This window comes from Streptomyces sp. NPDC030143 (genome assembly GCF_055573695.1).
The window spans coordinates 62758-88390 of the sequence record NZ_JBVIAY010000026.1 but is presented as its reverse complement, the minus strand read 5'-3'; the positions used below and the strand labels follow the sequence as shown (position 1 = coordinate 88390).

At 68.7% G+C, this 25633-nt stretch carries 19 protein-coding genes and 5 pseudogenes; 13 read left to right on the top strand and 11 right to left on the bottom strand.

All coding sequences use genetic code 11. The annotated features are described in order from the left end of the window. Positions 1-1252: 1252 nt before the first annotated feature. The gene (locus ACZ4YY_RS32070; protein ID WP_468298290.1) at positions 1253-3451 is read right to left on the bottom strand and encodes an MMPL family transporter; all 2199 of its coding nucleotides are present in this window, start codon (positions 3449-3451) and stop codon (positions 1253-1255) included. Positions 3452-3793: 342 nt separating this feature from the next. On the opposite strand from ACZ4YY_RS32070, the gene ACZ4YY_RS32065 reads away from it, so the two are divergent. The 8 genes from ACZ4YY_RS32065 (at position 3794) to ACZ4YY_RS32030 (ending at position 11129) form a co-directional block, all read left to right on the top strand. Then, positions 3794-5200, top strand: a complete 1407-nt coding sequence (locus ACZ4YY_RS32065) for a flavin monoamine oxidase family protein (protein ID WP_468298288.1) — start codon at positions 3794-3796, stop codon at positions 5198-5200. 35 nt (positions 5201-5235) lie between these two features. Then, on the top strand, positions 5236-5721 hold the full coding sequence (locus ACZ4YY_RS32060; protein ID WP_468298286.1) for an SRPBCC family protein: 486 nt from the start codon (positions 5236-5238) through the stop codon (positions 5719-5721). A 1-nt stretch (position 5722) separates the two neighbouring features. After that, positions 5723-6403 (top strand): class II aldolase/adducin family protein, encoded by a 681-nt coding sequence (locus tag ACZ4YY_RS32055; protein ID WP_468298284.1) that lies wholly within the window; start codon positions 5723-5725, stop codon positions 6401-6403. Continuing rightward, on the top strand, positions 6400-7341 hold the full coding sequence (locus ACZ4YY_RS32050) for a carbohydrate kinase family protein (RefSeq protein ID WP_468298282.1): 942 nt from the start codon (positions 6400-6402) through the stop codon (positions 7339-7341). The genes ACZ4YY_RS32055 and ACZ4YY_RS32050 overlap by 4 nt, the downstream gene beginning before the upstream one ends. Position 7342: 1 nt before the next feature. Beyond that, positions 7343-8746, top strand: coding sequence for an aldehyde dehydrogenase family protein (locus tag ACZ4YY_RS32045; protein WP_468298280.1), 1404 nt, complete (start codon positions 7343-7345; stop codon positions 8744-8746). A gap of 465 nt (positions 8747-9211) precedes the next feature. Then, the gene (locus ACZ4YY_RS32040) at positions 9212-9799 is read left to right on the top strand and encodes a TetR/AcrR family transcriptional regulator (protein ID WP_390984931.1); all 588 of its coding nucleotides are present in this window, start codon (positions 9212-9214) and stop codon (positions 9797-9799) included. A 335-nt stretch (positions 9800-10134) separates the two neighbouring features. Continuing rightward, positions 10135-10329: a hypothetical protein gene (locus tag ACZ4YY_RS32035; protein ID WP_468298278.1), complete on the top strand. Its 195-nt coding sequence runs from the start codon at positions 10135-10137 to the stop codon at positions 10327-10329. A gap of 17 nt (positions 10330-10346) precedes the next feature. After that, entirely contained in the window at positions 10347-11129 is a 783-nt protein-coding gene (locus tag ACZ4YY_RS32030) for a phosphotransferase enzyme family protein (RefSeq protein WP_468298276.1), read from the top strand. A gap of 824 nt (positions 11130-11953) precedes the next feature. On the opposite strand, the gene ACZ4YY_RS32025 is transcribed toward ACZ4YY_RS32030, so the two are convergent. The 3 genes from ACZ4YY_RS32025 to ACZ4YY_RS32015 all read right to left on the bottom strand — a co-directional run bounded on the left by ACZ4YY_RS32025 (position 11954) and on the right by ACZ4YY_RS32015 (position 14879). Further along, positions 11954-13060: a ricin-type beta-trefoil lectin domain protein gene (locus tag ACZ4YY_RS32025; RefSeq protein WP_468298274.1), complete on the bottom strand. Its 1107-nt coding sequence runs from the start codon at positions 13058-13060 to the stop codon at positions 11954-11956. Between the two features lie 131 nt (positions 13061-13191). Next, entirely contained in the window at positions 13192-13359 is a 168-nt protein-coding gene (locus tag ACZ4YY_RS32020; protein WP_468298272.1) for a hypothetical protein, read from the bottom strand. A gap of 101 nt (positions 13360-13460) precedes the next feature. Next, entirely contained in the window at positions 13461-14879 is a 1419-nt protein-coding gene (locus tag ACZ4YY_RS32015; RefSeq protein ID WP_468298270.1) for a non-reducing end alpha-L-arabinofuranosidase family hydrolase, read from the bottom strand. A gap of 574 nt (positions 14880-15453) precedes the next feature. Between ACZ4YY_RS32015 and ACZ4YY_RS32010 the strand changes: the two genes are divergently transcribed. Continuing rightward, positions 15454-15693 carry a hypothetical protein gene (locus ACZ4YY_RS32010; protein WP_468298268.1) on the top strand — a complete coding sequence of 80 codons (240 nt, stop codon included), beginning with the start codon at positions 15454-15456 and terminating at the stop codon, positions 15691-15693. Between the two features lie 110 nt (positions 15694-15803). On the opposite strand, the gene ACZ4YY_RS32005 is transcribed toward ACZ4YY_RS32010, so the two are convergent. Together ACZ4YY_RS32005 and ACZ4YY_RS32000 are read right to left on the bottom strand one after the other, a co-directional pair. Continuing rightward, positions 15804-16088 carry a hypothetical protein gene (locus ACZ4YY_RS32005; RefSeq protein WP_468298267.1) on the bottom strand — a complete coding sequence of 95 codons (285 nt, stop codon included), beginning with the start codon at positions 16086-16088 and terminating at the stop codon, positions 15804-15806. Between the two features lie 66 nt (positions 16089-16154). Further along, positions 16155-16915: pseudogene (locus ACZ4YY_RS32000) on the bottom strand (IS6 family transposase). Positions 16916-17198: 283 nt separating this feature from the next. Here ACZ4YY_RS32000 and ACZ4YY_RS31995 point away from each other — a divergent pair. From ACZ4YY_RS31995 to ACZ4YY_RS31985, 3 genes and pseudogenes are all read left to right on the top strand, one after another. After that, the gene (locus tag ACZ4YY_RS31995) at positions 17199-17564 is read left to right on the top strand and encodes a MerR family transcriptional regulator (RefSeq protein ID WP_468298265.1); all 366 of its coding nucleotides are present in this window, start codon (positions 17199-17201) and stop codon (positions 17562-17564) included. A gap of 46 nt (positions 17565-17610) precedes the next feature. Further along, positions 17611-18627: an NADPH:quinone oxidoreductase family protein gene (locus ACZ4YY_RS31990; RefSeq protein ID WP_468298263.1), complete on the top strand. Its 1017-nt coding sequence runs from the start codon at positions 17611-17613 to the stop codon at positions 18625-18627. An 8-nt stretch (positions 18628-18635) separates the two neighbouring features. Continuing rightward, a pseudogene (locus ACZ4YY_RS31985) lies at positions 18636-19162 on the top strand (helix-turn-helix domain-containing protein); the annotation flags it as partial. A gap of 253 nt (positions 19163-19415) precedes the next feature. On the opposite strand, the gene ACZ4YY_RS31980 reads toward ACZ4YY_RS31985, so the two are convergent. The 3 genes from ACZ4YY_RS31980 to ACZ4YY_RS31970 form a co-directional block, all read right to left on the bottom strand. Further along, positions 19416-22142 carry a glycosyl hydrolase family 65 domain-containing protein gene (locus ACZ4YY_RS31980; protein ID WP_468298261.1) on the bottom strand — a complete coding sequence of 909 codons (2727 nt, stop codon included), beginning with the start codon at positions 22140-22142 and terminating at the stop codon, positions 19416-19418. A gap of 245 nt (positions 22143-22387) precedes the next feature. Then, the gene (locus tag ACZ4YY_RS31975) at positions 22388-23149 is read right to left on the bottom strand and encodes a discoidin domain-containing protein (protein ID WP_468298259.1); all 762 of its coding nucleotides are present in this window, start codon (positions 23147-23149) and stop codon (positions 22388-22390) included. After that, positions 23092-23724, bottom strand: a complete 633-nt coding sequence (locus ACZ4YY_RS31970) for a glycoside hydrolase family 3 N-terminal domain-containing protein (RefSeq protein ID WP_468298257.1) — start codon at positions 23722-23724, stop codon at positions 23092-23094. Before ACZ4YY_RS31970 ends, ACZ4YY_RS31975 begins: the two co-directional genes overlap by 58 nt. Positions 23725-23972: 248 nt before the next feature. Here ACZ4YY_RS31970 and ACZ4YY_RS31965 point away from each other — a divergent pair. Beyond that, positions 23973-24101: pseudogene (locus ACZ4YY_RS31965) on the top strand (TetR family transcriptional regulator); the annotation flags it as partial. Between the two features lie 98 nt (positions 24102-24199). Here the strand turns inward: ACZ4YY_RS31965 and ACZ4YY_RS31960 are convergent. Both ACZ4YY_RS31960 and ACZ4YY_RS31955 read right to left on the bottom strand, forming a co-directional pair. After that, positions 24200-24955: pseudogene (locus ACZ4YY_RS31960) on the bottom strand (IS6 family transposase). 143 nt (positions 24956-25098) lie between these two features. Continuing rightward, positions 25099-25625 (bottom strand): annotated as a pseudogene (locus ACZ4YY_RS31955) (exo-alpha-sialidase); the annotation flags it as partial. Positions 25626-25633 lie beyond the last annotated feature (8 nt).

The window sequence follows — 25633 nt, the reverse complement described above, 5'->3', positions numbered from 1 at the left end:
CTCACTGCGGTCGGGGGAGCCATTGGCTCGTGGACGTCGGTACTGGACATGGTGTGGTCCTTCCTGCTGCTGCGGCTCGGAACCTGAGCCGCCGGTCATATGCGGGGAGAGGGACGTTGCCGCGCTCGGGGTGTGGTCAGCGCGAACCGTGCGACGCGGACGCAGCCGCCGAGTGTCCGCGTGGCGTAGTCGGTAAGGGCGAAGCGGCAGCCCATCAAGAACCGCCAGGTGTCGCCCATGGTGAACCCGGACCCCAAGCGGGTGAAGTCGGTGCCGTCGGTGCTGTGGAGAAGGTTCCCGGACGGGAGGCGCCGGGGCGGATGCCGGCGGCCGCGCACGGCGCTGGTGGTGGCCGCCTGAGCGGGGCTGGCGGGGAGCGTCGCCGCCAAGGCGGCCGGGGCGGCAACGGTAGCCACGAGCACCGCAGGCGGGTGTTTGCGGCTGAACTACGTCTGGTACATGCGAACCTCGTCATCCCTTGAACTGGCGGTACCGGTGCGCCCGTCAGAGACTGTCCGGAATCCAACGGGGTGCGACCCTGATGCGTTCGATATGCCGAACGCAGGTCGAAGTGTCGATCGAGTGGATCATAAGGTTCCGGTGAACTGCGTCAATATTTTTCGCACGATTCGCGAGCCAAAATCGCAGATTGAACCAAGCGGCTTCGGGCTCCGTGGTTATGCGGGCCTCTTGGCGCGAGGGGGAGGTAGCAGCGCGTGCGGGCGCGGGCTTGGTGATCATTACGGGCCACGCCGGCGGGTGCGCCGACCGATCAGGCGCACGTGTGCCTCGCTGCCCTGCTCTGGCTCGAGACGCTCGAAGGCACCGGCGTTGAGGGAATCGTGGCCAAGCCGCTCCCGTCGTCCTACAAGGCCGGCCGTGTGTGGGCGAAGGTCAGGCATGCGGACACAGTCGACGCCACCGTGGTCGGCTTCACCGGCACAGTCCGGCATTCGAAGGCGCTCGCCGTAGGGCGCCCTGACGGACGGGTGGCGCTGTCCCAGCGGCTGACGACGGCACTCGCGTCCGTCATCGGCCCGCGCCTGACCCCCAGGCCAAGGCGGGCGTTCACAAGGGCCGGCGACTCCTACACGCCCGCCGTCTGCAACGTGGTGGTGGGTCGTGACGGGCACGCGAGGCGACTGCTGTCGCGGTGTGCCCGGGCAGGGCGAGACCCTGGCTTGGATGTGGCGCCCCCTCCAAGCCAGGACGCACGCGCGCACCCGGCGGATCCGCCGGGTGCGCAGCCGGTTCAGGAGACCCGCTCAGGCTCCCTGTGTTCCGCCTCCGGGGCCTTCTGGAGGCGGGTGCCCTCGACGTCGAGGTCGGGCAGGAAACGGTCGAGCCAGGCGGGGAGCCACCAGGCGTGGCGTCCGGCGAGGGCGAGGACGGCCGGGACGAGGGTCAGGCGGACGGCGAAGGCGTCGATGGCCACGCCGACGGCGAGGGCGAAGGCGATGGGCTTGATCAGGGCGTCGTCGAGGGGGAAGAAGCCGGCGAAGACGGTGAACATGATCAGGGCGGCTGCGGTGACGACCCGGACGCTGTGCCGCGCGCCGTCGGTCACCGAGCGGCGGGCTACCCCGGTGTGCACCCATTCCTCCCGCATTCCGGAGACGAGGAAGACCTCGTAGTCCATGGCGAGTCCGAAGAGCACGCCGATCAGGATGATCGGCAGGAAGCTGACGACGGGACCGGTGTGGGCCAGGCCGAGGACGTCGGCCAGCCAGCCCCACTGGAACAGGGCGACGACCAGGCCGAGCGAGGCCGCCACCGACAGCAGGAATCCGACGGCGGCCTTGAGCGGGATGACCAGCGAGCGGAACACCATGGTCAGCAGGATGAGGCTGAGGCCGATGACGATCGCGATGAACGGCAGCAGGGAGTCGCTGAGGCGGTTGGAGACATCGATGTTGACGGCGGTGGTACCGGTGACGGCGACCCTGGCTCCGGTGGTTTCCCGCAGTTCCGGGGCGGCGGCACGGATGTCGCGGACGAGCCGGTCGGTGCGGACGCTGTCGGGGCCGGTCTCGGGGACGACCTGGATGACGGTCTGCGCCGAGTCGCGCGTGGGAACCGGCGGCAGCACCGCCTTGACGCCTTTGAGGTCCCGCAGCTTGCGGGCGACCTCGGAGCCCGCCTGCGTACCGGGCCCGTCGTCTGTCTCGGTCAGTACCAGGAGCGGGCCGTTGAAGCCGGGGCCGAACTTGTCGCTGATCGTGTCGTAGGCCTTGCGCTCGGTGGAGCCGACCGGGGCCGAGGCGTTGTCCGGGAGGGCCAGGCGCAGGTCGGCGGCCGGGAGGGCGAGTGTGAGGAGGAGGCCCGCGACGGCCAGGACGGTGAGCAGGGGCTTGGCGACAACGAACTTCACCCAGCGGGCGCCCAGGGTGGTCTGTCCGGCGGATCCGTCCGGGTCGGTGGCCTGCTGGGCCGCCTTGCTGCCGGATTTCGGGGTCAGCCGGGCGCCGGCGAATCCGGCGAGGGCCGGGACCAGGGTGATCGCGGCCAGGACGGCGACGAGGACGGCTCCGGCGGCACCGAGGCCCATCACGGTCAGGAACGGGATGCCGATGACGCTGAGTGCGGCCAGGGCGATGATCACGGTGCTGCCGGCGAAGACGACGGCGCTACCGGCCGTACCGTTGGCCAGCGCCGCGGACTCCTGAGGCTCGGTGCCGCGAGCGAGTTGCTGGCGGTGGCGGGAGAGGATGAACAGGACGTAGTCGATGCCCACGGCCAGCCCCAGCATCAGCGCGAGGGTGACGGCGGTGGAGGAGATGCTGACCGCCGGAGCGAGGGCGAGCAGTCCGGCGAGTCCCACGGCCACGCCGATCAGGGCGGTCAGCAGCGACATGCCCGCGGCAAGCAGGGAGCCGAAGGTGACGACGAGGACGAGCACGGCGACGGCGACACCGATGATCTCGGACGGACCTATGTGCACGCCGTTGCTGCCGTAGACACTGCCGCCGACGGAGGTCCGCAGCCCGTTCTCCTGGGCCGCGTGGGCGGCCCGCTCTATGGCGTCCAGCGACGAGGCGCGCACCTCGGCCCGTTGCACGGAGTACTGCACCTGCACGATCGCCGTGCTCCGGTCGGCCGAGACGGCGCCGGTGACGGCCGGGCCCATGACGGCGCTGACCTGTGGTGCCTTCGAGGCCGCGGCCTCAGCTCCGGCGATGGCCGCGGTGAAGCGGGCGTCGGTGACCAGGCGGCCCTCGGGTGCGGTGAAGACGATCTGGGCGTTCACCCCCGAGGCTTCGGGCAGTGTCCTGCCGAGCGTGTCCAGCGCGCGTTGTGACTCCGTCCCCGGCACGGTGAAGCGGTCGTCGAGCTTGCCGCCGAAGACGCTGACACAAGCGATGAGCGCGGCCAGGACCACGAGCCAGATGCCGAGCACGAGCTTGCGGTGGCGGTAGGCGCTGCGGCCCAGCCGATGGAGCAGGACTGCCATGGCGAACTCCCAAGGTCGGTGAGGCATTCCCGGTGGTCCTGACGCGGACGCGGGACGAAAGGCGGAACGGGTCGGCCCTGCGCCGTTGAGCGGCTACGGGCATGAGGCATGGGGTGCCGCCGGGCGGCATCCGAGCTGCTTCGCCACCGACTTTATCAGTCGACCATGTCTATTGACCAAATCATTCAACTAAAGCTTCTGACATTGTCACTCGACCATGTCGTGTGTATGTTGGTGGTCACCGGAGCGCACCACCCTCGGGAGGCCAGGTCATGGGCCTGCGCCCTTTTCCCTACGGGCACTTAGGCAGCGCCGGGACCACCCCCATGACAAGGAGTGATCATGAGCAGCACACAGGACCGGGACACCGCCAGGTCACACCTGGCCCGCAGGGCGGATGTAGTCGTGATCGGTGCCGGGCTGGCCGGTCTGACAGCGGCGCGGGAGCTCGTCGCGGCGGGCAAGTCGGTGGCCGTGCTGGAGGCCCGGGACCGGGTCGGCGGCCGGTTGCTCAACCACCACCTCGGCGACGGACAGGTCACCGAGATCGGCGGCCAGTTCGTCGGCCCCACCCAGGACCACATCCTCGCCCTGGCCAAGGAGGTCGGCGTGGACACCTACCAGGCCGCCGTCCCCGGCGAAACCGTCTACGTCAACGACGGCAAGGCCAAGCGGTTCACGGGCCACACCCCGCCGGACCTGTTCGCGCTGCCGGACATGGGAATCGCCCTGGCCCGCATCGGCCAGGCCGCGGCCAAGGTGGACCCGGCGGCACCGTGGCGGGCCCCCAACGCCCGTGAACTGGACGGCATGACCTACGAGACCTGGCTGCGCAAGGCCGAGATCACCGGCGACGCCGTCGACATGATCAACCTGTTCCTGAACTCCGCCTACGGCGGCGAGGCCCGCGACGCCTCCGCCCTGTTCAGCCTCTGGTACGTCTCGACGTTCGGCAACGAGGCCAACCCCGGCACCATGGAGCGCGGCACCGGTACCACCGGCGGTGCCCAGGACAGCCGATTCGTCGGCGGCTCCCAGCTCGTCGCGCAGCGCCTCGCCGAAGAACTCGACGGCCGCGTCCACCTGTCGGCGCCCGTGCGGCGCATCAGCCAGGACTCCACCGGCGTCACCGTGGTCTGCGACGCCGGCGACTGGCGGGCCGAGCGGGTCATCGTCGCCGTACCGCCGCTGGTGGCCTCGCGGATCGTGTGGGACCCGCTGCTCCCGGCGCAGCAGGACCAGCTCTTCCAGCGGCTGCCGTTCGGCACCCTGATGAAGTGCGTGGCCGTCTACGACAAGCCGTTCTGGCGCGAGGACGGATTGTCCGGCATGGGACTGCTGCGCGGCGGCTCCCCCATCCGCGAGATGTTCGACAACACCCCGCCCGACGGCGGACCCGGCGTGCTCATGGGCTTCCTCGGTGGCAAGGAATGGCGCAAGTGGGCCCACCGCCCGGCCGCCGAACGCCGCGGCGCCGTGCTGCGCTGCTTCGCCCAGGTCGTCGGGGACCGCGCCTTCGACACCGTCGACTACGTCGAGCAGGACTGGACCGCCGAGCAGTGGACCCAGGGCGGCCCCACCTCCGTCGCCGCCCCCGGCGTGCTCACCGACTTCGGTCAGTGGAGGGACCGCCCCCACGACCGCGTGCACTTCGCGGGCGCCGAGTTCTCCCCCTACTGGAACGGCTACATGGACGGCGCCGTCCGCTCCGGCCGCCACACCGCCAACGAACTCCTCCACCAGCACTGAGCGCGAGAACCACCGACCAGCAAGGAAACCCTGCCATGAACCGTTTCGTCGTCGCCGAGACCGCCGTCATCGAAGCCCCCATCGCGCGAGTGTGGGACGTCATCTCCCGCACCGACCGGTACGCCGAGTGGGTCGCCGGCGCCATCGAGGTCACCGACCACCACGGCGTCGCCACCGTCGGCAAGACCTACTCCGAGCGCAACCGCACCCTCGGCCCCCTCAAGACCGACTCGGTCTGGACCGTCCAGGAGATCGAACCCCTCAAGCGCCGCGTCGACACCGGCACCGGCTTCGCCCCGCTCCAGGACGTCACCAACATCTTCGAGTTCCGCCCGGTCCACAGCGCCGACGGCCGGGAGGCGACGGAGATGCTCTACCAGGTCGAGTACACCATCGGCCTCGGTCCACTGGGCCTGCTCCTCGACTCCCTACAGCAGCCCGCGATGCGCGCCGGCATGCGCACCTCCATGGCCAACCTCAACACCCTGCTCCGGTCCGAGCGCTCGACGACGGTACGTTGACATGCCGGCGACGCATGAGTCTGCCGAAGAACAGCGTGGCGCTGTGGCGGTGGCGTGCCATCGCCTTGCCACCGAGGGACTGTTGATCGGCACGGCCGGTAATGTGAGCGTGCGCGACGGCGACCGGATCGCGGTCACCGCGACCGGCACGGTCCTGGGAAAGTGCACGCCCGAACAGGTGACGGTGGTCGGTTTGGACGGCGGGATGCTCGCCGGGGACCTGGAGGCGAGCTCCGAACTGGAGCTGCACCTGGGGATCTACCAGCGGTACAGTCCCGGCGCGGTGGTGCACACTCACTCGCCCCAGGCCACCGCGCTGTCCCTGGTGCTCGACGAACTTCCGTGCGTCCACTACCAGCAGTTGCTGCTCGGTGGTTCCGTACGTGTGGCGCCGTTCGGCGTCTTCGGCACCCCGGAGCTGGCCGAGCGTGTCCTGGCGGCGCTCGACGGCAGGTCGGCGGCGTTGATGGCCAACCACGGCGCCGTCACGTTCGGGCCGACGCTCGCCAAGGCCGTGGAGAACGCGCTGCTACTGGAGTGGCTGTGCGGGCTTTACCTGCGTGCCGCCCAGATCGGTACACCGCGGGTCCTGGATGACAACCAGCAGACGGCCGTCGTCACCGCGGCGTTGCGGCGCGGCTACGGCACCACCCGTCCCAGAGGAGAGGACAGCACCCGATGAGCCAGACAGTCATTGCTCTCGGTGCCCACGTGTTCGACGTGCAGGTCCGGCCCGTCGAGGGCATTCCTGAAGGCCAGGGCGCGGCCCTGGTGGACCAGATCCGGTTCGGCCCGGCGGGCACGGCTGCCGGTACCGCGTTGATACTGGCCAAGCTGGGAGCGGCTGTGCGCACCGCAGGCGCGGTGGGCACCGACCCGATCGGCGACCTGCTGCTGAGCATGCTGGCCGGCCACGGCGTGGACACCTCGCTCGTCCTGCGCCGCGACGACGCGCAGACCTCGGCCTCGGTGCTGCCCATCCGACCCGACGGCAGCCGCCCCGCATTCCACGTCCTGGGCGCGAACGTCGCGTACGGGCCGGACGACGCTCCCCACACGGAGATTGCCGGGGCCACCCATCTGCACATGGGCGCACCCGAGCTGATGGGCGGTGAGGCCGCGGCGAAGATTCTCGCTCGCGCACGGGCCGCGGGTGTGGTCACCTCCGCCGACCTGCTCGTCTCCGGCGACAGCGGCTTGTTCGACTGGATCGCGCTCGCGCTGCCGTATCTGGACTACCTGCTGCCCAACGAGGACCAGGTGCTCGGCCTCACCGGCGCAGCAACGCTGGAGGACGGTGCGCGCAGATTCCTCGCGGAAGGGGTCGGCTGCGTCGCAGTCACCCGGGGAGCACGCGGTGCGCTGGTGGTCACGAAGGACGACGTGATCGAGATCCCGGCCTTCGCGGTCGACGTGGTGGACACCACCGGCTGCGGCGACGCCTTCTCTGCCGGCTTCCTGCGCGGACTCGGCCTGGGACGCGGACTACGGGAGTGCGGCGTGCTCGGCTGCGCCGCCGCCGCGCTGGTGGCACAGGGACTCGGCAGCGACCACGGGGACTTCGACCTCGTCACCGCCGACGTCTTCGCCACCACGGCCGCCATCCTTGAATGCCGCTGACATGGACGGCATCGACACCACTCCGACGCCCGGCGCTGAAGCCGCGGCCACCGTGTCCCGACTGCGTGCCGCCTTCGACTCCGGCCGCACGCGGCCCGTGGCCTGGCGTCGCGCCCAACTGCGGGCTTTGCGAAGCCTGTTGGCAGACCACGCGCCGGAGCTGGGAGAGGCTCTCAAAACCGATCTCGGGAAGAGTCCGACGGAGGCGTTCACCACCGAGATCGGGTTCACCGTCAACGAGATCGACCACACGCTCGCCCACCTGAACGCGTGGACGCGTCCGCGTCGGACCGGTGTTCCGCTCGCGCTCGCACCCGCCCGCGCCCGGCTGGTCCGGGAGCCCTTGGGCACCGTTTTGATCATCAGCCCGTGGAACTACCCGGTGCAGTTGGCACTGGCGCCCCTGGTCGGCGCACTGGCCGCGGGCAACTGCGCCGTCATCAAGCCCAGCGAACTCGCCCCCGCCACCTCCGCGGCCCTCGCCCGACTGCTACCGCTCCACCTCGACCCGCAGGCGGTGGCCGTGGTCGAGGGCGGCGTCCCCGAGACCACGGCCCTGCTGGAACAGCGTTTCGACCACATCTTCTACACCGGAAACGGCACCGTCGGCCGGATCGTCATGACCGCCGCCGCACGCTACCTCACCCCGCTGACCCTGGAACTGGGCGGCAAGAGCCCCGCCGTGGTGGAACCCGGCACCGACCTGGCCACAGCCGCCCGCCGCATCGTCTGGGGCAAATTCATGAACACCGGCCAGACCTGCGTCGCACCGGACTACGTCCTCGCCGTGGGCGAGACGGCCAGCGCCCTCGAACCACACCTGGCCTCAGCCATCCGCGAGATGTACGGCGACGACCCGGCCACCAGCCCCGACTACGGCCGGATCGTCAACACCCGCCACTTCGACCGGCTCGTCGCCTTCCTCAAGGACGGACGCACAGTCGTCGGCGGAGACCACGACCGCGACAGCCGCTACATCGCCCCCACCGTCCTCGCCGACGTCGACCCCTGCGCCCCGGTGATGAACGAGGAGATCTTCGGACCCGTCCTGCCCATCGTCGCCGTCCCCGACCTGGACACCGCCATCTCCTTCATCACCGAACGCGACAAGCCCTTGGCCCTCTACGCCTTCACCGCCTCCTCCCACAGCAAGCACCGCCTGACCACGCAGACCTCCTCCGGCGCCCTGGCCTTCGACGTCCCCAACGCCCATCTGACCGTCCCCGGCCTGCCCTTCGGCGGCATCGGCGAAAGCGGCTTCGGCCGCTACCACGGCGAACACTCCATCGACACCTTCAGCCACACCAAGGCCGTCCTCAGCAAACCACTCTTCCCCGACCTGCTCCGGCTCGCCTACCCACCCTTCACCACCTGGAAAGAACGACTACTGCGCCTGCTGCTGTGACACGCGCGGTCCCCGCTGCAGCAAGACGACGGCCGCTTCGGGAGCATGGCCCGAGTGGCATCACCGTTCCTACGGGAAAGCCAGCCAGCGGCTGACCGCGGTCTACGATGGGAACCGGTGGTTGAAGGACCGTGCGGTCGCCAGGAGCGCGAGGACGAGCGCGGCGGGTATCGCGTAGGCGAGTCGGAAGTGGCCGGTGGACCCGTGGACCCGAGGATTCCGCTGGCGGCCCCGCCGGCGAGCACACCCGTGTAGTTGAAGACGTTGCTACGGGCCAGGACCGCTTCGGCCGCCCCCGGTCGCAGGCGTCCGGCGGAGGCAAGGCACAGGGGGGACGAGTGCGCAGACCCCGAGCCCGGTGCCCGCGGCGGCCAGGAGGGCGCGTTTCCGGGGTGCCGACCCAAGAAGGCGGCCACATATTGTCGAGTGACCTGATCACGAGACTTAGTCGCCTAAGATGGAGCCATGGCTCACGTATCCGCGGCGGAGCGCCGCCCCCAGCTGATCAAGGCCGCCATCGACCTGATGACCAGGGAAGGCGTCGCCGCCGGCAGCACCCGCGCCATCGCCGCCGAGCTGGGGGTGGCACAGGCGACCGTGCACTACACCTTCGGCACGAAAGAAGACCTCTACCGGGCCGTCATGGAGCAGGTCACCGACAACCTGGTCGCCCAGGTGGAGCGGGCCGCACCCACGGACGCGAGCTTCGAGGAAACCATCGTCACCCTCGCCGAAGCGTTCTGGCGCACGGTCATCGAACAGCCCGAGGCCCATCAACTGCTGACCGAACTCAGCATGCTCGCCCTGCGCACGCCGCACCTGAAGGAGGCACTGCACAGCCACTACAGCCAGGTCCTGGCGGTGACGGCAAAGCTGATCAGCGAGGCCGCCGAGCGCACCGGCCACCAGCTGGCCCAGCCCGCCGAGACGATCGCGAGGTTCTTCCTCGCGGGCTTCGACGGACTGACGATGCAGCACCTCTCCCTGCCCGACGAGGAGGCCGAACGAGTCTGCCTCGGGGCCTTGATCTCGGCCCTCCTGGCCATGGCCTGAGGTGACCCCCCGGGGTTGGTGGTGGAAGTCGGCGTCGACGTCGCTCGCGACGCCTCCGGCCGGCGGCGCCACCCCGCACGCCTGCACCATGCCCGCCCCGACCTCTCCCCCGCCGACATCCCCCGCGGCCGGGGGCCGTGTGCGACGTACGCACACGTCCCCGGCCGCGCGACGTCACCGCCGCGCTGACGACGGCTGGGCGCGGCGGTCCCGCCGACGCGCAACCGGCTGAGCGCGCCCGATCCCCGAAGCGTCCGCGCCGCCCATCAACGTTCTCGGCAGGGTGGGGAACACAGCGCACCCTCGAGGCCGTCCTGGTCCAGCCGGAGGTCGTGATGGAAGTCGATATCGACGTCGCCCGCGACAGCGCCGGACGGTGGCGGCACCCGGCCCGCCCGCACCGCATCCGCACGGACGTCGACGTCCAGGAGGTGCCGCTGTTCCGCGAAGGCCGCACCTTTTCAGCTTGTTCTTTAACCTCCGTCCCTACTCTGACGCTCCCCCTTAATGGGGTGATCATGACGAGCTGATCCGACACACTGGTTCAATGCGGCACGATGATGAACAGCCTTTGTCCGGTGGCAACGTCAGTGATGGTGTCGTTCGCGTCGGGGACACCGTTCGCCGTCCCGCCGGACCATGGACTCCCGCCGTGCATGCCCTGCTTGCCCACCTGCACGAGGTGGGATTCAGCGCGGCGCCTCGTCCGCTCGGCATTGACGATCAGGGGCGTGAGGTGCTGACCTTCATGCCGGGAGATGTGGTCTGGCCCGACCGGTTCTCGTTGATGGAACCCGCTCGACAACTGGCTCGCGTGGCACGGCTGATCCGGGACTTCCACGACGCCGTGCAGAACTTCACGCCGCCCTCCGATGCGCGGTGGCAGACGCTGATCCCCTCTGAGGGCAGTGACATCATCGCCCATAACGACCTGGCCCCCTGGAACCTCGTGGTCGCAGACGAGGCGCGGTGGGCCTTCATCGACTGGGACGCTGCAGGTCCTGGCTCGCGCCTGTGGGATGTCGCATACGCCATTCACGGGTTCATCCCGCTGTCCGCGCATCCGGACTGGCAGAGCCCGGACGCGGCGGACCGACTGCGAGTCTTCGCCGACGCCTACGGTCTGGCTGAGTCCGAACGCCGTCGGTTGGTCCCTCTACTGGGGCGCCGTACGCGTTCCATGCACGACTTCCTGCGCGACCAGGCAGCCCAAGGAGCCCCGCCCTGGGCAAGGCTGTGGGCTGAAGGCCACGGCGACGCCTGGCGAAACGACGCCGAATACATCGAGCAACGCGAAGACCAGTGGATGCAGGCCCTGCTCGCTAGCTGAGGCATCAGTGCCCGTGCCTGGCTCCTGGCATCGAACGACATCTCGAACTGGATCACTCACCTGGGCATTCGCCGGACATTGAAGCGGCCTTCGCCTGATCATGTGCTCCGACCAAGGTGCACCGATCGAGACGAAGGCCGTGAAGGTGAGTCTGCTGCCTGACGCTGATCCCGGGGAGGCGTTCGCGCAAGCGTCACGCTTCCGGGAGGACTTATTCGACTGCCTGTCAGGCCCGCCGCCTCACGCAGACGCTTGCGCTCTGCGGGGACCGGCAGGTCGTCCTGCGCGACTTGCTCCAGCGGCGCATCGACGGCGCTGAATAGCTCGTTCGTGGATACAGAGGTCACCTCCAGTAGCGCATTGATTCGCGCACTCAATCGCGCATGAATTGCGCACCGATTGGAGTGCAACACAAGGGCGGGTAAGCGGCGCAACGGCCGTTCTCGCAGGTCAGGATCGCAACAGGGGTGAGTCGCAGTTCTCTGTTGCATCACGTGTTGCGCGCGGCGGCGGCAGCGTCCGATGCGGCGGCATGGCGACGCTGCAGAACGCAGGCCGGCTGCCAGGCTGGGCACATCTGACCCGCAAGGTGATCGGGAGCTCTACCGTGTGCCGTCGACGAGGCCGGGTTCTCCGGGGCAACGGCCGCCGGGTGGTGACGCGCGGTGTTCCTCCTGACTCCCCTGCAGCAGAGCTGAGAACCGCGAGCGGCCCGCCGTACCAGTGTTCCTGGTGCGGCGGGCCGTTCCCTGTTCGGGTGGCCGGCCCTGGGTCGGCCTCACACGAGGAGAACCCGGAAGGCGTTCAGACCCCGGGAGTGGGGGTCATCCGGTGGCGAGGGTGGTCCACTTCTGGTTGGAGCCGCCGTGGCAGTCCCACAGGTGGAGTTGTGTGCCGTCGGCGGTGGACGCACCCGGAATGTCGAGGCAGCGGCCCGAAGCGGGGTTGCGGTAGCCGCCGTTGTAGGGCTGCCAGACCTGGTTGGCGCCGCCGTGGCAGGACCAGAGCTGCACCTTGGTGCCGTTGGCCGTGCCCGCCCCGGCGACGTCGAGGCACTTGCCCATGGAGCGCAGGGTGCCGTCGGTGTAGGCGGACCAGAGCTGGTTGGCGCTGTCGCTGCATCCCCACGTCTGGACGGCGGTTCCGTCAGCGGTGGCGGCGCCGTTGACGTCCATGCACTTGCCGGCGATGCCGGACTGCACGCGTGCGGGGGCGGGGGCGGGGTTCCTCAGCCACCCGGCGCTGTCCGCGGACCGGATCCCGCGGTGGAAGGCGTCGGCCATTTTCTGGAAGCCGGAGTCGTTGGGGTGCAGCGCGTCGACCAGGTCGGCCGTGGTCAGGCTGCTCATGTCCACGTATGCGACGCGCTTGCCCGCGGACTGTGCGTCCCGCACGATCTGGGGGATCGCCTGGTTGTAGGCGGCCCGGTACTGCTCCTCGGAGCCGCTGGTGGACACGACCAGGGAGGCCACGAGGACGGTCGCGTCGGGGGCGGCGGCGGTGATCTGGTCGACCAGCGACCTCAGCCGGGCGGTGGCGGTGGAGACCTGGTAGCTCTCGTTGAGGTCGTTGGTGCCGATATGCAGCGTCACGACGTTGGGCCGGTAGCGGGTCAGCGAGGCGTCGGTGAGGGCGGCGACCTGGTGGATCTTGTACCCGGGGTGGCCTTGGTTGTCGTTGTCGGACATCGAGCCGCTCCGTTCCGTGCCCACGAAGTCCAGCGGATGCCCGTCCGCCGCGAGCCTGTTCCACAACGGCCCGCGGTAGCCGTCGCCGTTGCTGCTGCCCAGGCCCCAGGTGATCGAGTCACCCAACGGCATGACCCGCAAAGGGGTGTCGGAGGCGGCGGAGGCAGGGGCCACACCCGCCGCCGTCACCCCGAGCACGGCGGCGACAAGCGTGACCAGGGGGAAAATCCAGGGCTTTCTCATACAGGCGTCCTCTTCTGCGAGTGATGGTGAATTAGCGGGTGGGGGGATAGCCGTTGGTGCCAGCCACTCGGCACCTGTTTTGCTACCGATCTGGGCCGGACAACTCCGCCCTCACTGAGCGTCCCGGCGGCTCACACCGCGAGGATCTGCCAGTCCTGGTTGGAGCCGCCGGTGGAGGGCCACTGGGTGACCTTGGCACCGGGCCGTTCGCTCATGGTCGGGGTGGGCTCGCGTAGTCGCGGCAGGAAGGCGGCCCGGAAGGGAGGAACCCCGGCAGACGTGCGGCTGGGGTTCCTCAAGGTGGTGGGTCGGTCAGCGGGTGGGTTCGCCCACGTCGTGGACAGCTCGTCCACGCGTCGGCGGGCCGACCCGCGTCGCAGTCACCGTTGAGCGGGTGGGGTCAGCGCTGCAGGGTGAGCAGGCCGGGCCGGTACGGCAGCGACAGGTAGTCGGTGCCATCCGGTGAGGGACCCCTGCCCTGGTAGAGGAACTGCAGGTTGCAGGGGTCGATGGTCATGGTCTGGTCGGAGTTGACGCGGATCATGTCACCGTGGCTGATGTCGTTGGTCCAGGTCTGGTTGGTGTTGGCCTTGCCCGCGAAGGGGTTGCTCTCGGTGCCGGCCTGCTCGGTCCACCTGTCCTTCAGGCTGGTGGCGGTGAAGGAGCGGAAGTAGCGCCCGTTGGCACCCCGCGCCTCGACGATCATGAGGTACTGGTTCTGGCCCTGGACCTTGTAGACCTCCGGGGCCTCGAACAGGCGCTCCTCGGTGTCGCTCATGACCGTCTCGTACGACGAGCCGAAGCTGCTGGGGAAGTTCGCGAGCGGCATGGTCGACTTGAAGATGCCGCCCTTGTCATTGGCGAAGAACAGGTACATGTTCTGGTCGTCGGCGATCAGGGTCGGGTCGATCGGGCCGCCGACGGGGAGGCTGCCGGTGAACAGCGGCTGCGGCGCGGACCAGCTGTTGGGGTTGGTGGGGTCGCTGGACGTGCGGTAGGTGAAGGGCCAGGCGGTGTCCCACCCGTTCGAGGCCATCACCCAGATGTTCTTGGTCGAGAGGTAGAACAGTTCGGGCGCGATCACCGAGCCGCTCACCTTGCTCTGGGTGGCTGTCCCCATGTCCGACCAGTTCGTGAAGGGACTGAACATCGTCGCGCCCCACGCCTTTCCGTCGGAGGTGGTGGCGTAGACCAGATTCTGGCCGTTGATCTTCGCGGTGGTGAAGTCCTTCACCGCGAGCGCCCCGTTCTGCGGCTGCGCCAGCGGACCGGTCGAGGACCACCGGTACGTCGACGGAAGTGCGCACGTGGTGGACGTCCCGGACAGGCCGGTCCACTTCTGGTTGTTGCTGCCGGTGCAGTTCCACAGCTGTACCGCCGTGCCGTTGGCCGTGGCGCCGCCGCTGACGTCCAGGCACAGCCCGGACTCCACGGCGACGATCGTGCCGTCGGCGTTCGCCCGCCACTGCTGGTTCGTGCCGCCGTTACAGGACCAGATCACCGGCCGGGTACCGGCCGTGGTGGCGTGGTTCGGAACGTCCAGGCACTTGTTGCCGTACACGGTCAGCTGGTTGTTGTCCGTCAGCGTCCACCGCTGGTTGGTACCGCCGTTGCAGTCCCAGATCTGCACGTTCGTGCCCTCGGTCTGGCTGGCGCCCGGCACATCGAGGCACCGGTTGGAAGCGACGCCGCGCACGGCGCTGGTGGTGGCCGCCTGAGCGGGGCTGGCGAGGAGCGTCGCCGCCAGGGCGGCCAGGGCGGCGACGGTGGCGGCGAGCACCGCAGACGGGTGTTTGCGGCTGAAACTGCGTCTGTGCATGCGAACCTCGTCATCCTTTGAGGTAGCGGCTCCGGTTGGTCCCGTCAGAGGCTGTCCGGAGGCCGACGGGTGCAGCCCTGACGTGTTCGACATATCGAACGAGGGTCGAAGTATCGAAGTGTCGATCGACTGGATCATAAGGTTCCGGTGGACCGCGTCAATATTTTTCGCACGATTCGCGAGCCAAAATCGCAGATTGAACCAGTCGGCTTCGGATTCCGTGGATATGCGGGCCTCTTGTCGCAAGGGGGAGGTAGCAGTACCTGCGGGCGCGGGCTGATGATCATTACGAAGCCCGACGGCGGGTTCGCCGACCGATCAGGCGCGCGTGTGCCTCGCTGTGCCGCTACCGGCCTCAGCCACACTTCAAGGTTTGCGTCAGAGCAGCACGACGAACACCGTCGACTGCTTCATGATCGACCGTAAAGCCGTTGGCCTGTGGACAGAGTTCGCTGAGAAGCGCGTCCTGAGCTGCGGGTTGTGGACAACTTCGCGGGCCAAAAATCCGCAGGCGCCCCAACGGTGGAGCACGGTCGGTACAACGGTGAGAGGGATCAATCCGGGGAGGGACTACATGACCGAACACGAAGAAGCAACGGAACGCGCAAAGCGGTACGAAAGACTCGCCGGGGTCCACGCCAAGAAGGCACAGGAGGGCGATACAGGCGCGGCACAGCTTGCGCAAACGTTCGCGTCGTTGGCGGTCGCGGCCCGGATGCAGCGCATGGACTGGCGTATGCGAGTGCTCAGTGACCAGTTGGGAGACGTCCAGAAGTCGATGGACCTTCTCCGGCGCAAGCTGCCCGAACGGTGACACCCATCAGCTGGCAGCTGCCGTGCTTACCGTGGGGCCGTGACCACTACCTCGTAGGGCGTAGGGCGCCCTGTGGAGCAAGCCCATCTGGCCGGGCGCTGTTCAGCAGATCAGCGTCGGCGCAGTTCCTCGGACCAGGCCCGCAGCGGGCCTGCCAGGGTGAGGTTGTCGCCGCGGCTCACGGTCTGGAGCAGTTGGGCGCACACGGTCGCTTCGGCGGCGAGGCCGGCCGGGCTGCCCAGGACGGGGAATGCGGCGCGGACGCGGGCGGCAGTGTCCGGCTTCAGCAGCGAGTAGGCGTAGAGCGTGGCGCTGTCGAACGCTTCCGGAGCGCGGCCCCTTCCTTCCCAGTCCAGCAGGCGCAGCGGCGAGGTGAGGTTTGCCGGCGTTGTCACGTTGTTGGGTGTGTGACTGCCTGACGGCGCGTCGGGGCAGGGTGGGCTTGGGAGTCGGGCCTGTGCTCAGGCCGCGGTGGCGAGGCCGGCGACGCCGGTGATCTGCTCCCAGATGGCGAAGCGGATGCTCATCTCGGCGCGGTAGTTGTGTGCGGTCATCAGGTGTCGGCGGGGGCGGAAGTGGGGCGAGACACCGCTGAACGCGGACAGAAAACGCTGGGCTGCACCAACGCCGCGGAAGCCCTTCATCGCCCGTTCACGCTGCCTGGTTGGCTGGTGGCTGTTCTCCGCCCGGTTGTTCAGGCCCTTGTGGGAGCGGTGTTCCACGAGGGCATGACCTCGCGGTGGGCCGCGCCGTAGGAGCGGAGCTTGTCGGTGACGACCACCCGCGGCACCGCACCCGTCTTCTTCAACAGGCGACGGAAGAAGCGCCTGGCCGCGGCCTTGTCCCGGTGGTTCTGCACGAGGATGTCGAGCACCATCCCGTCCTGGTCGACGGCCCGCCACAGGTACTTCTGTTCCCCATTGATCTTGATGAAGATCTCGTCCAGGTGCCACGTGTCCCCAGGCCGGGGCTGTCGGCGGCGCAGCGCGTTGGCGTAGGTCTGCCCGAACTTGGCGCTCCAGCGGCGCACCGTCTCGTAGGAGACGACGATCCCGCGCTCGAGCATCAGCTCCTCGACCTCGCGGTAGGACAGAGGGAAGCGGTGGTACAGCCACACAGAGTGGGAGATGACCTCGACCGGGTACCGGTGCCCCTTGTAGGACAGCGACACAGCCCCCACAGACAGCCCCCTCCAGTCCAGCGCGATCAACCAGAAGATCATCCCACCCGGCCAAATAACGTGACAGCGCCCGCTGGAGCGGTCCACCCACTCCCGGCTCTTGTGCGCCTCGAACGGGGAAGCAGCACGCCGATAGCCTTCCAGCCGGCTCGGGTGAGGGATGGTGTAACGCCTACAGAAGGGGCCTCATCGTGCCCGTGTTCCACATCTTTTCAGGCTGGCGTTGTCTGTTGCGGGACATGAGGTTGTTGACGCCTGAGCAGGTCTTCAACTCGTCGCAGCGAGTGCCGGAAGGTTGCCGTGTGGCTGGACGTTGGCTGCAGGTATGAAGATCAGCGAGGCTTCCAGAGTCAGCGGTGTGAGTGCGCGGTCGTTGCGGCACTACGAGGACGAGGGCTTAATCGTCCCTGGGCGTTTCAGCAATGGGTTCCGTGACTACTGCCAGTCCACGATCGATCGGGTGCTCGTCATCCGGTCGCTGCTGGAGTCCGGGTTGCCCGTGAGGTTGATCAGGGAAGTCCTGCCCAGCCTCACTGACGGATCCAATGCCGGCATCAAGGTGGTGTGTGCGGAGTTCCTGCACGAGGTGCAGGGCTATCGCGATCGGCTCGCTGCTCGCATTGCCGTTCTCAGCGATCAGCAGGCGGCACTGGACGCCTACCTGAGAGAGGCCCGTCGTACTGATCTCTGACGACCGCTTGACCTTGACGCAAGTGTAAGGTTCCTACGTTCGATTCATGGAGATCAACGAGCAGCAGAACGCCGCCGAGCAGACCGTTCGAGCACTGGTCCAGCGGTCGCACCGTGGGCCGAAGGACCTGACTCTTGCGACGGATCACCGCCGCCCTGCCCCGGGGCCGGGCGAGTACCTGATCCGCGTCGGCGCCGCCGGGGTCAACTTCGCCGATGTCATGCAGACCCATGGCACCTACGGGGGAGGCCCGAAGCCACCCTATGTGGCGGGCTTTGAGGCGGCTGGTGAGATCGTGGGGGTCGGCGCGGACGTTGAGAAGCCGCTGCCGCTCGGCACCCATGCCGTCGGAGTCGGCCCGGGCGCCTTCGCGCAGTACATGACGATGCCGGCCGCGGGGGTACTTCCCGTGCCTTCCGGCTGGAACGATGCCCAGGCTCTCGGTCTGGTGCTGAACTGGGCCACCGCGTTGGCGGCACTGAAGCCGTTGGGCGAGATCAAGACGGGTGAGGCGGTGCTCGTTCACGCCGCGGCCGGCGGGGTCGGACAGGCTGCCGTTCGTCTCGCCCGCCACTACGGTGCGCGGGTGATCGCGACGGCCTCGCCTGAGAAGCACGACACCGTCAAAGCCCTCGGGGCCGACGAGGTGCTGGACAGTCGACGCCCCGATCTGGCTGAGGAGGTCACCCGCCTGACCGGCGGGGTCGACCTGGTCCTGGAATCGGTGGGCCAGGCCACGTTCGAGGCCAGCCTGTCGGTTACCAAGCCCTTTACCGGACGCATCGTCGTGTTCGGAGCCGCTTCCGGTGACGCCACTCTGACCACGCACGACCTGGTCTTCATCCACCAGGTTCAGATCAAGGGCCTGCACATTGGCACGCTGGCGGTCGCAGCCCCATCCCTATACCACTCGTTGCTCGTCGAGATCGAGGCACTCATCGCCCAAGGCGTCTACCCGCCCGGCACCCCCCACCTGCATCCCCTGTCCGAAGGGCCGGCAGTGCTCCAGCAACTCGAAGCGGGCCAGACCCGGGGCAAGCTGGCCCTTGATCCCTGGCGCTAGGAACGCCTGTGCTTCACCGCAATGCTCCGCTGTCCCCCGAGGGCCGACTTCGGCTCGTGCAGCGTTGTCAGCACCGCCCAATTGCCCACGTGGCAGCAGAGATGGGGATCTCCCGTGCCTGCGCGTCGAAATGGGTCAACCGCTACCGTCAGCACGGTGAACTCGGGCTGCTGGAGCGCTCCTCCACACCTCGGCGCCAGCCAACGGCGACGAGCTCTGACGTTGTCGCCAGTATCGAGGCACTCCGCCGTGCCGAGAAGTGGTCTGCCTCCCGGATCGCATTCGAGCTCCAGGCCGAAGGGATCTCGCTCAGTCGCCGCACCGTGTCGCGGCATCTGCTCGCCCTCGGCCTGAACCGGCGCCGGTTCATCGATCCCAGCGGCGACCTCAACCGGGAACCGCGGAAGATCACCGCTCGCCGTCCAGGACACATGGTCCACATCGACGTGAAGAAGGTCGGCCGGATTCCGGATTCCGGATTCCGGATGGCGGTGGCTGGCGGGTCCATGGGCGCGGAAGCCGCCAGGCAAAGCGCGATCCCTGGGCAGCAACTGATCGGCGTGATCCGCAAGGGCACGAGGGTCTACCAGCAGCTTCCCGAGCCGAACGGGACACGGCCACCACCTCCGCTGGTGACGGAGGCGGTGGCCGTTCGGGGCACCCTCGGCCGGAGCACCGGATGCATCCGGCTGAGGGGCACGGTCAGTGACGGTTCGGGCTGGCTGACCGCTGTGCCGTGCTGCCGTGGTTGTGGCGATCGCGGACAACTGGGTCGGCGCCTGGAGTGTTTACGGTTCGCAGTTCGTCGCGTCGCCGGCCGGGTGCCGTGTGGGCACCTTCAGTGCTGTGCCGGGCTTGACCTTGCGCACGTCATCGCTGCCGATGCCGACCCGGACGGGGAGTGGCGAGCCGGACCGCAAGGTCAGCTTCGTTGTCTGCTGGCCGACTGACAGGTCGAACGTGCGCCCCTGCCATTTCACCCCGGTGATGTTCACGCCCGGCAGTTGCGGCGGCAGGAAGGGGTCGATGGTGACGGCGTCGGTTCCCCAGCGCATTCCGGTGAAGCCGTAGAGGAACTCCTGCAGGTAGCCTCCCTGGCCGGTGGTGAAGTTGAAGGCTCCGCCGTTGCGGGTCTCGTACCACTGGTTGAACGGCGCGGCCTGGTAGGGGTCCACGCTGTTCCGCATGTAGTTGTACGTCTGGCAGCCCGGGGATCCGAGTGCAGCGCTGGCGATGGTAGCGATCGCGTCCGTCATGGACGGGCCGTTCGGGTCGGTGCGTGCCTGGTAGTAGTCGAGGTCGTTCTGGGCCAGGCTGGGCGGCATCGGGACAGCCCAGGGGTATTGCAGCAGGGTGACGTCGGCCTGCTTGACGGTCTGCCCGTTGTAGCCCTCGAATTCGGGGTGGATGTTGAGTGTCGTGTCCACCGGGATCTTCAGGCCGTCGGCGACCTTGCTCCACTCCGGATCGGCGGGCCGGCCGAGGATGCGGGCGGCGCTGACGGCGATACGCAGCGATGCCTGCGCGCCGGCGTTGGTGGTCACGCTGTTGTCGACGTAGTCGTGGTACTCGTCCGGACCCATGACGTCGTTGATGTCGTATCCGCCGGCCGGGTCGGGCTCGGCACGCGTGGCCCAGTAGTCGGCGATGTCCTTCAACACCGGCCACGCCTTGTCCCGCAGCCACCGCTCGTCGCTGCTCGCCTGGTAGTACTGCCACTGGGCCAGGGCGATGTCGGAGTTGATGTGGATCTCGGTGTTGCCCTCGTTCCAGGGCGGCGGGGTCTCCTCCTTGCCGGTCAGCGCGCTCTGCCACGGGAACTTCGCGCCCTTGATCGGGTGGGCGGGAGTGGACAGTTCCTTCGCGGCCTCCCTGGCGGCGGGCAGCAGTTTCTGCCGGTAGGTGTTCGCGCCGAGTGCGATGTCCGGGTACTGGGCGAGCAGCGCCGGGTACATCCAGGTCTCCGTGTCCCAGAACACGTGACCGCCGTAGCCGTCCGAGGACAGCCCGGCCGGGCTGAGGCTCCAGTCGACACCGGCGCGCGTGCTCGAGAGCAGGTAGAACATGGACGCGCGGATCTGCGCGGTCATGGCGGTGTCACCGGGGATCGAGATGCTCGACCGCCACAGACGGGACCATGCCTTGTTGTTGCGGGCGAGCGCCTGCTGGTAGCCGTCCGCGGCGGCGCGGGCCGCGGTCTTCGCGGCGGCCTGTTGCGGGGTCGCGGTCCGAAGCGACCGGTCGGTGTCGACGCTGGAGGCCACGCCGACGTACTTGGTGATCCGCAGGAGCTGACCGGCGCGGACCGGGATGGTCGCGCTCTGCCCGGCGGTGCCGTCGTCGGGTACGGCCATCGCCTTGGTCGGCACGGCTTTGCCGTTGACGCGGAGTGCGGAGTTCAGTCCGGCGGTGACCAGGTTCCCGTCGCTCACGACGGTTTGGGACAGCGTCGCGGTCCTGCCGTTGACGCGCGTGTTCCTGGTCGAGGCGTACTTCAGTCCCTGGCCGTCGAACTGGTCCACGACGGTGGCGGTTCCGCTCCAGTGCGGGACGGCCCGCACGCTGACGGTGCCCAGATGGCCGTCCGCGCGGTTGGCGTTGACCTCGTAGGCGAAGCTGGTTCTGTCGCCCGCCGGGGAGGTCCAGTCGAACGACGTGCTCAGCACGCCGGTACGCAGGTCCAGCGACTGCCGGTACTTGCTGGTGGTGCCGACGGTGGCGGAGGCGATGTCGGTGGGGGGCTGTGCGCCGTCCGGGTACACCGTGAGGTAGTCGACGTTGACTCGGGCCGTGTCACCTTCGGCCACTGTGATCTTGAGCGTGTTCGTGCCCGCGTTCAGCGTCACCGGCATCGTCAGCGTCGCCCAGTCGTCCCAGCCGCCCGTGTCGGGCAGGGTCAGTTGCTGGAGAGTGCCGTTGACGCCGAGGTGGATGGTCTGCGGGCCGCCGCTGCCGTTCGAGTACCGGACGGCCAGGGTGGCCTTGCCAGCCGGCGCGTCACGGATCGGGATGACGCCGGCGCCGCCGACCGTCGGGTTGCCGCCATTGTTCAGGCCGGCCAGGTAGCCGCCGGCGACCGAGCCGGGGTGGGACCTCTCCACGAACGCGCCGCCCGAGATCTGCCCGTACATCGCCGGGCACAGCTGATTGAACGCGCAGGACCAGCGCCCGATCCCGTAGAGGTCGCCGCCGCGGCCGAAGCCGAGCGTGGTCCAGCTCGGCAGACTGGCCCGGTCCTCGAACTTACTGGGGAGACGGGCGTAGAAGCCGGCCAGCTGGGACTGGGTGACGATGGGCGTGCTGCCGTATCCATGGCCCGCCGCGGGTACTCGTGCGGCGAGGTAGCCGTTGCCGACGAACGTCGGGGAGTAGTTCTTCGATGTGTCGGTCGTGCTCAGTACCCAGCCGTCGTCGCCGACCTTGCCCGGTATGGGTGCGGGCGAGGCCGGCACCGCTGCCGTGCCAATGAGCAGGCTGGCGAGGGCCAGCCCGATGGACGCTGTCCTCCTGGTCATGCGTGAGCGGGCATGCGGATGGGCGGCCGCTGACGGCGCCGTGTCCTGTGCGGCCCGGTTGCGGCCTCGGGTGCCGGATCTGGCGCGGTCGCCCAGGCTGGTCATCTTCGATACCGCAGCAGCCGCCACGGCCGTGAAGCGGCCCCAGGCCGACCTGCGGCGTAAGGTACCGGACCTCACACCTGGGTCGTCTACGGCCTTGCCGTACTCCTTCATCGAAACGCCACCTCCTTGTGGGTATGGGTTCAGGCCGACCGCGTGGTGAAGATCGCGGCGGCGCCGGCAGGCAGTCGATAGCTGTACGTTGTGCCGCCCCACCGGAAGTCGAACGCCGCGGTGCCGCTGCCGGAGTTGTACGCCGCCGACAGCCGTGTGCCGTCCGGCAGTTGAGCGCTCTTGCGCTGAACACCCTTGGTCACGTCGGCGTTCGAGGTGACCTTGCCGTCGAGAGAGAGGACGGAGAGGTCGTGGATGGACCACCAGCTGCCGGAATTGGACTTGTTGACGACGCGGATGTAGCGGGCGGTGGTGGTGGGCAGCAGGATTCGAGTCACGGCGCTGCCGGGGCCGGTGGCCATCGGCTTGCCCCAGGTGGTGCCGTCGTCGGAGGTGTACACCTCGTACTGGCGGGCGAAGTCGCCGGATGAGGCGCTGGTGTCCAGGACGAGCTGGTTGAAGGTCTGGGTGGAGCCGAGGTCGAGCTGGAACCAGTCGCCCGGTTGCATGCCGTGTCCCGAGCTCCAGCGGGTGGCCGCGTCACTGTCGATGGCCTTGGCGGGCGGGTCGTCCGAGCTGCTCGCCGAGGCCGACGCCTGCCAGCTGTCGCGGGGCAGGGCCACCTCGCCGGTGGGCGGGCCGAGGGAGGCGCCGGTAGGCAGGGTATAGCCGAGCCACTGGTCGCCGATGCGTACCTGGGGCTGCCGGGCGAGCAGGCTGCTGTCGTAGGTGATCAGGGCCTTGCTGCCATCCCGTCGTCCAGGTTCGAGTACGCGGCCATCACACTCCACGGCTCGGCCTCGGCCAGGACCTGCTCGAAAGGGGCCAGGTAGACCTCCCGCAGCGTCCGCTCGTCCAGCCGGGCGCGGTACTGGGTGCGGTCGGTCTCGGAGTCGTTGGCGACGAAGTGCTTCAGACACGCGCCCACGCCCCGGCTCTGCAGGCCGCGTACGACCGCGGCGGCCAGAGTGCCGGTGAGCAGCGGGTCCTCGGAGAAGTACTCGAAGTGGCGGCCGGCGACCGGGGTGCGCTGCAGGTTCACGACCGGCGCCAGCACCACGTCGACGCCCTTACGGCGGGCCTCCGTGGCGAACAGCTCCCCCAGCCGCTCGGCGAGGTCGGCGTCGCAGGCCGCCGCCAGCGCACTCGGAGCGGGGGCCAGCAGGCCGGTCTCGTCAGGGTCGTCGCCGGTCCCCCGTACGCCCTGCGGGCCGTCGGACATCGTCACCGCGGACAGACCGAGCCTGGGCTCGGCCGGGAGTCTCCACTGGTCCGCGCCGGTCAGCAGCCGGATCTTGGAGTCCAGGTCCAGGCTGCGGACGCGGTCGCGGAGTTCGGTGTCATCGGGGAGGGCAGGGCGGCTCATGCTCGTCCTTCCAGGCCGCGGGGGCGGCACGAATCGGGCGGAACGAGGAGCAGGAAAGCACACTTACTAAGTACTTGGTAAGTCCTTGTGCGTAAGTTCTTTCTCAGGTTTGATCGGAGGGTGACCACTGATCGACAGCCCCCTAGACTCCGCACGATGAGCAGGGCACGCCGAACGGGGAGCGGCAGCCCCGCACAGGGAAGAGCCTCAAAGCCCAGCAGCGACGGCAGGAGATCCTGCAGATCGCCATGGACACCTTCGCCGCCCGCGGCTACAACAACGCCTCCCTGCAGGAGATCGCCAACCGCGCCGGAGTCACTCAGGCCGACGTGCTGCACTACCAACTTTTGCCTGTGGTAACAGGCACCGGCGTGTTGCGGGGCGCTACGCGCCTTGATGGGCGTTGTCACGTTGTTGGGTGTGTGGGTGCCTGATGGTGTACCGGGGTGTGGTGGGGCGGGGTGTCGACCTTGGGTCAGGCTGTTGCGGGCTGGCCGGCGGTGCCGGTGATGTGGTCCCAGATGGCGAAGCGGATGGTCATTTCGGCTCGGTAGTCGGGGGCGGTCATCAGATGGCGGCAGGGCCGGAAGTGCGGTGAGATACCGCTGAACGCGGACAGGAACCGCTGCGCCCCTCCAGCGGAGCGGAAGCCCTTCATCGCCCGTTCACGCTGCCTCGTCGGCTGACGGCTGTTCTCCGCCCGGTTGTTCAGCCCTTTGTGCGAGCGGTGCTCGACCGAGGGCATGACCTCGCGGTGAGCGGCGCCGTAGGAGCGGAGCTTGTCCGTAACGACCACCCGCGGCACCGTACGGGTCCTTTTCACCAGACGACGGAAGAATCGCCTGGCCGCGGTCTTGTCCCGCCGGTTCTGCACCAGGATGTCCGGCACCATGCCGGCCTGGTCGACAGCCCGCCAGAGGCACTTCTGCTCGCCGTTGATCTTGATGAAGACTTCGTCCAGGTGCCACTTGTGACCAGGCCGGGGCCGGCGACGGCGCAGCGAGTTGGCGTACCGCTGCCCGAACTTCACTCACCAGCGGAGGATGGTCTCGTAGGAGACGATCACGCCGCGCTCAAGCATCAACTCCTCGACCTCACGGAAGCTGAACGGGAACCGGAAGTACAGCCACACGCAGTGGGAGATCACCTCGACCGGGTACCGGTGCCCCTTGTACGACAGCGACGCACTGCCCACGGACGACCCTCCCAGCTTGATCGACCCGAAGATCATCCCACCGGTCAGCCAACGTGACATTAGCCGATGGTCTCGTACGTCCCCTGCGCTTCCGTCTCGTAGAGGATTCCCACCGCCTTCCGGCCGAGCGGCACCAGGTCGGAGTAGGCCGCGGGCCGCTGGGAGAGCGTCAGCGCTTACCAGCGCCAGGACGGGCGTTTCACCTGCGACGTGATCTCGCGGGGCGGGCTGAAGTGCCGGCCGTCGTCCCGACTGTGCTGCACGAACACCCGGCGGCTCTGCTCGGGCGTGACCTCGCCGCGCATGATCTGGGCTTCGGTCACCTCGCCGCTGTTGTAGGAGGTGAGGAGCACGACGGCGCCGGTGCGCGGATCGACGACGGGGGACGGATTGCCCCGGGTGTTCCCGCCCCCGGCGGCGGCGACAGTGAGCGGGCCCCAGGTGCAGCCGCCGTCCGAGGAGCGCCTGAGGACGACGTCGATTCGCCGGTGTCGCCCGCCCCACCGCGTCGTCCCTCGGCGAAGGCGAGGACGGTGCCCCTGCGGGTGACGACCGTGGCCGGGATGCGGTGCGTGTCGTAGCCGCCCTCGCCCCCGGCGTACGGGACGGAGAACGTGCAGCCGGGAGCGGCCGAGGCGCCGGTGGCCGTGGTGAGCGGGGTGAGGAGGACCGCGGTGGCGAGGAGTGTGCGGCTGAGGAGGCTCATCCTTCTCC

What these genes read in the sequence shown, in the direction of transcription:
- ACZ4YY_RS32070 (WP_468298290.1), bottom strand. Translation starts at nt 3,451, where the DNA reads ATGGCAGTCCTGCTCCATCGGCTGGGCCGCAGCGCCTACCGCCACCGC.
- ACZ4YY_RS32065 (WP_468298288.1), top strand. Translation starts at nt 3,794, where the DNA reads ATGAGCAGCACACAGGACCGGGACACCGCCAGGTCACACCTGGCCCGC.
- ACZ4YY_RS32060 (WP_468298286.1), top strand. Translation starts at nt 5,236, where the DNA reads ATGAACCGTTTCGTCGTCGCCGAGACCGCCGTCATCGAAGCCCCCATC.
- ACZ4YY_RS32055 (WP_468298284.1), top strand. Translation starts at nt 5,723, where the DNA reads ATGCCGGCGACGCATGAGTCTGCCGAAGAACAGCGTGGCGCTGTGGCG.
- ACZ4YY_RS32050 (WP_468298282.1), top strand. Translation starts at nt 6,400, where the DNA reads ATGAGCCAGACAGTCATTGCTCTCGGTGCCCACGTGTTCGACGTGCAG.
- ACZ4YY_RS32045 (WP_468298280.1), top strand. Translation starts at nt 7,343, where the DNA reads ATGGACGGCATCGACACCACTCCGACGCCCGGCGCTGAAGCCGCGGCC.
- ACZ4YY_RS32040 (WP_390984931.1), top strand. Translation starts at nt 9,212, where the DNA reads ATGGCTCACGTATCCGCGGCGGAGCGCCGCCCCCAGCTGATCAAGGCC.
- ACZ4YY_RS32035 (WP_468298278.1), top strand. Translation starts at nt 10,135, where the DNA reads ATGGAAGTCGATATCGACGTCGCCCGCGACAGCGCCGGACGGTGGCGG.
- ACZ4YY_RS32030 (WP_468298276.1), top strand. Translation starts at nt 10,347, where the DNA reads ATGCGGCACGATGATGAACAGCCTTTGTCCGGTGGCAACGTCAGTGAT.
- ACZ4YY_RS32025 (WP_468298274.1), bottom strand. Translation starts at nt 13,060, where the DNA reads ATGAGAAAGCCCTGGATTTTCCCCCTGGTCACGCTTGTCGCCGCCGTG.
- ACZ4YY_RS32015 (WP_468298270.1), bottom strand. Translation starts at nt 14,879, where the DNA reads ATGCACAGACGCAGTTTCAGCCGCAAACACCCGTCTGCGGTGCTCGCC.
- ACZ4YY_RS32010 (WP_468298268.1), top strand. Translation starts at nt 15,454, where the DNA reads ATGACCGAACACGAAGAAGCAACGGAACGCGCAAAGCGGTACGAAAGA.
- ACZ4YY_RS31995 (WP_468298265.1), top strand. Translation starts at nt 17,199, where the DNA reads ATGAAGATCAGCGAGGCTTCCAGAGTCAGCGGTGTGAGTGCGCGGTCG.
- ACZ4YY_RS31990 (WP_468298263.1), top strand. Translation starts at nt 17,611, where the DNA reads ATGGAGATCAACGAGCAGCAGAACGCCGCCGAGCAGACCGTTCGAGCA.
- ACZ4YY_RS31980 (WP_468298261.1), bottom strand. Translation starts at nt 22,142, where the DNA reads ATGACCAGGAGGACAGCGTCCATCGGGCTGGCCCTCGCCAGCCTGCTC.
- ACZ4YY_RS31970 (WP_468298257.1), bottom strand. Translation starts at nt 23,724, where the DNA reads ATGAGCCGCCCTGCCCTCCCCGATGACACCGAACTCCGCGACCGCGTC.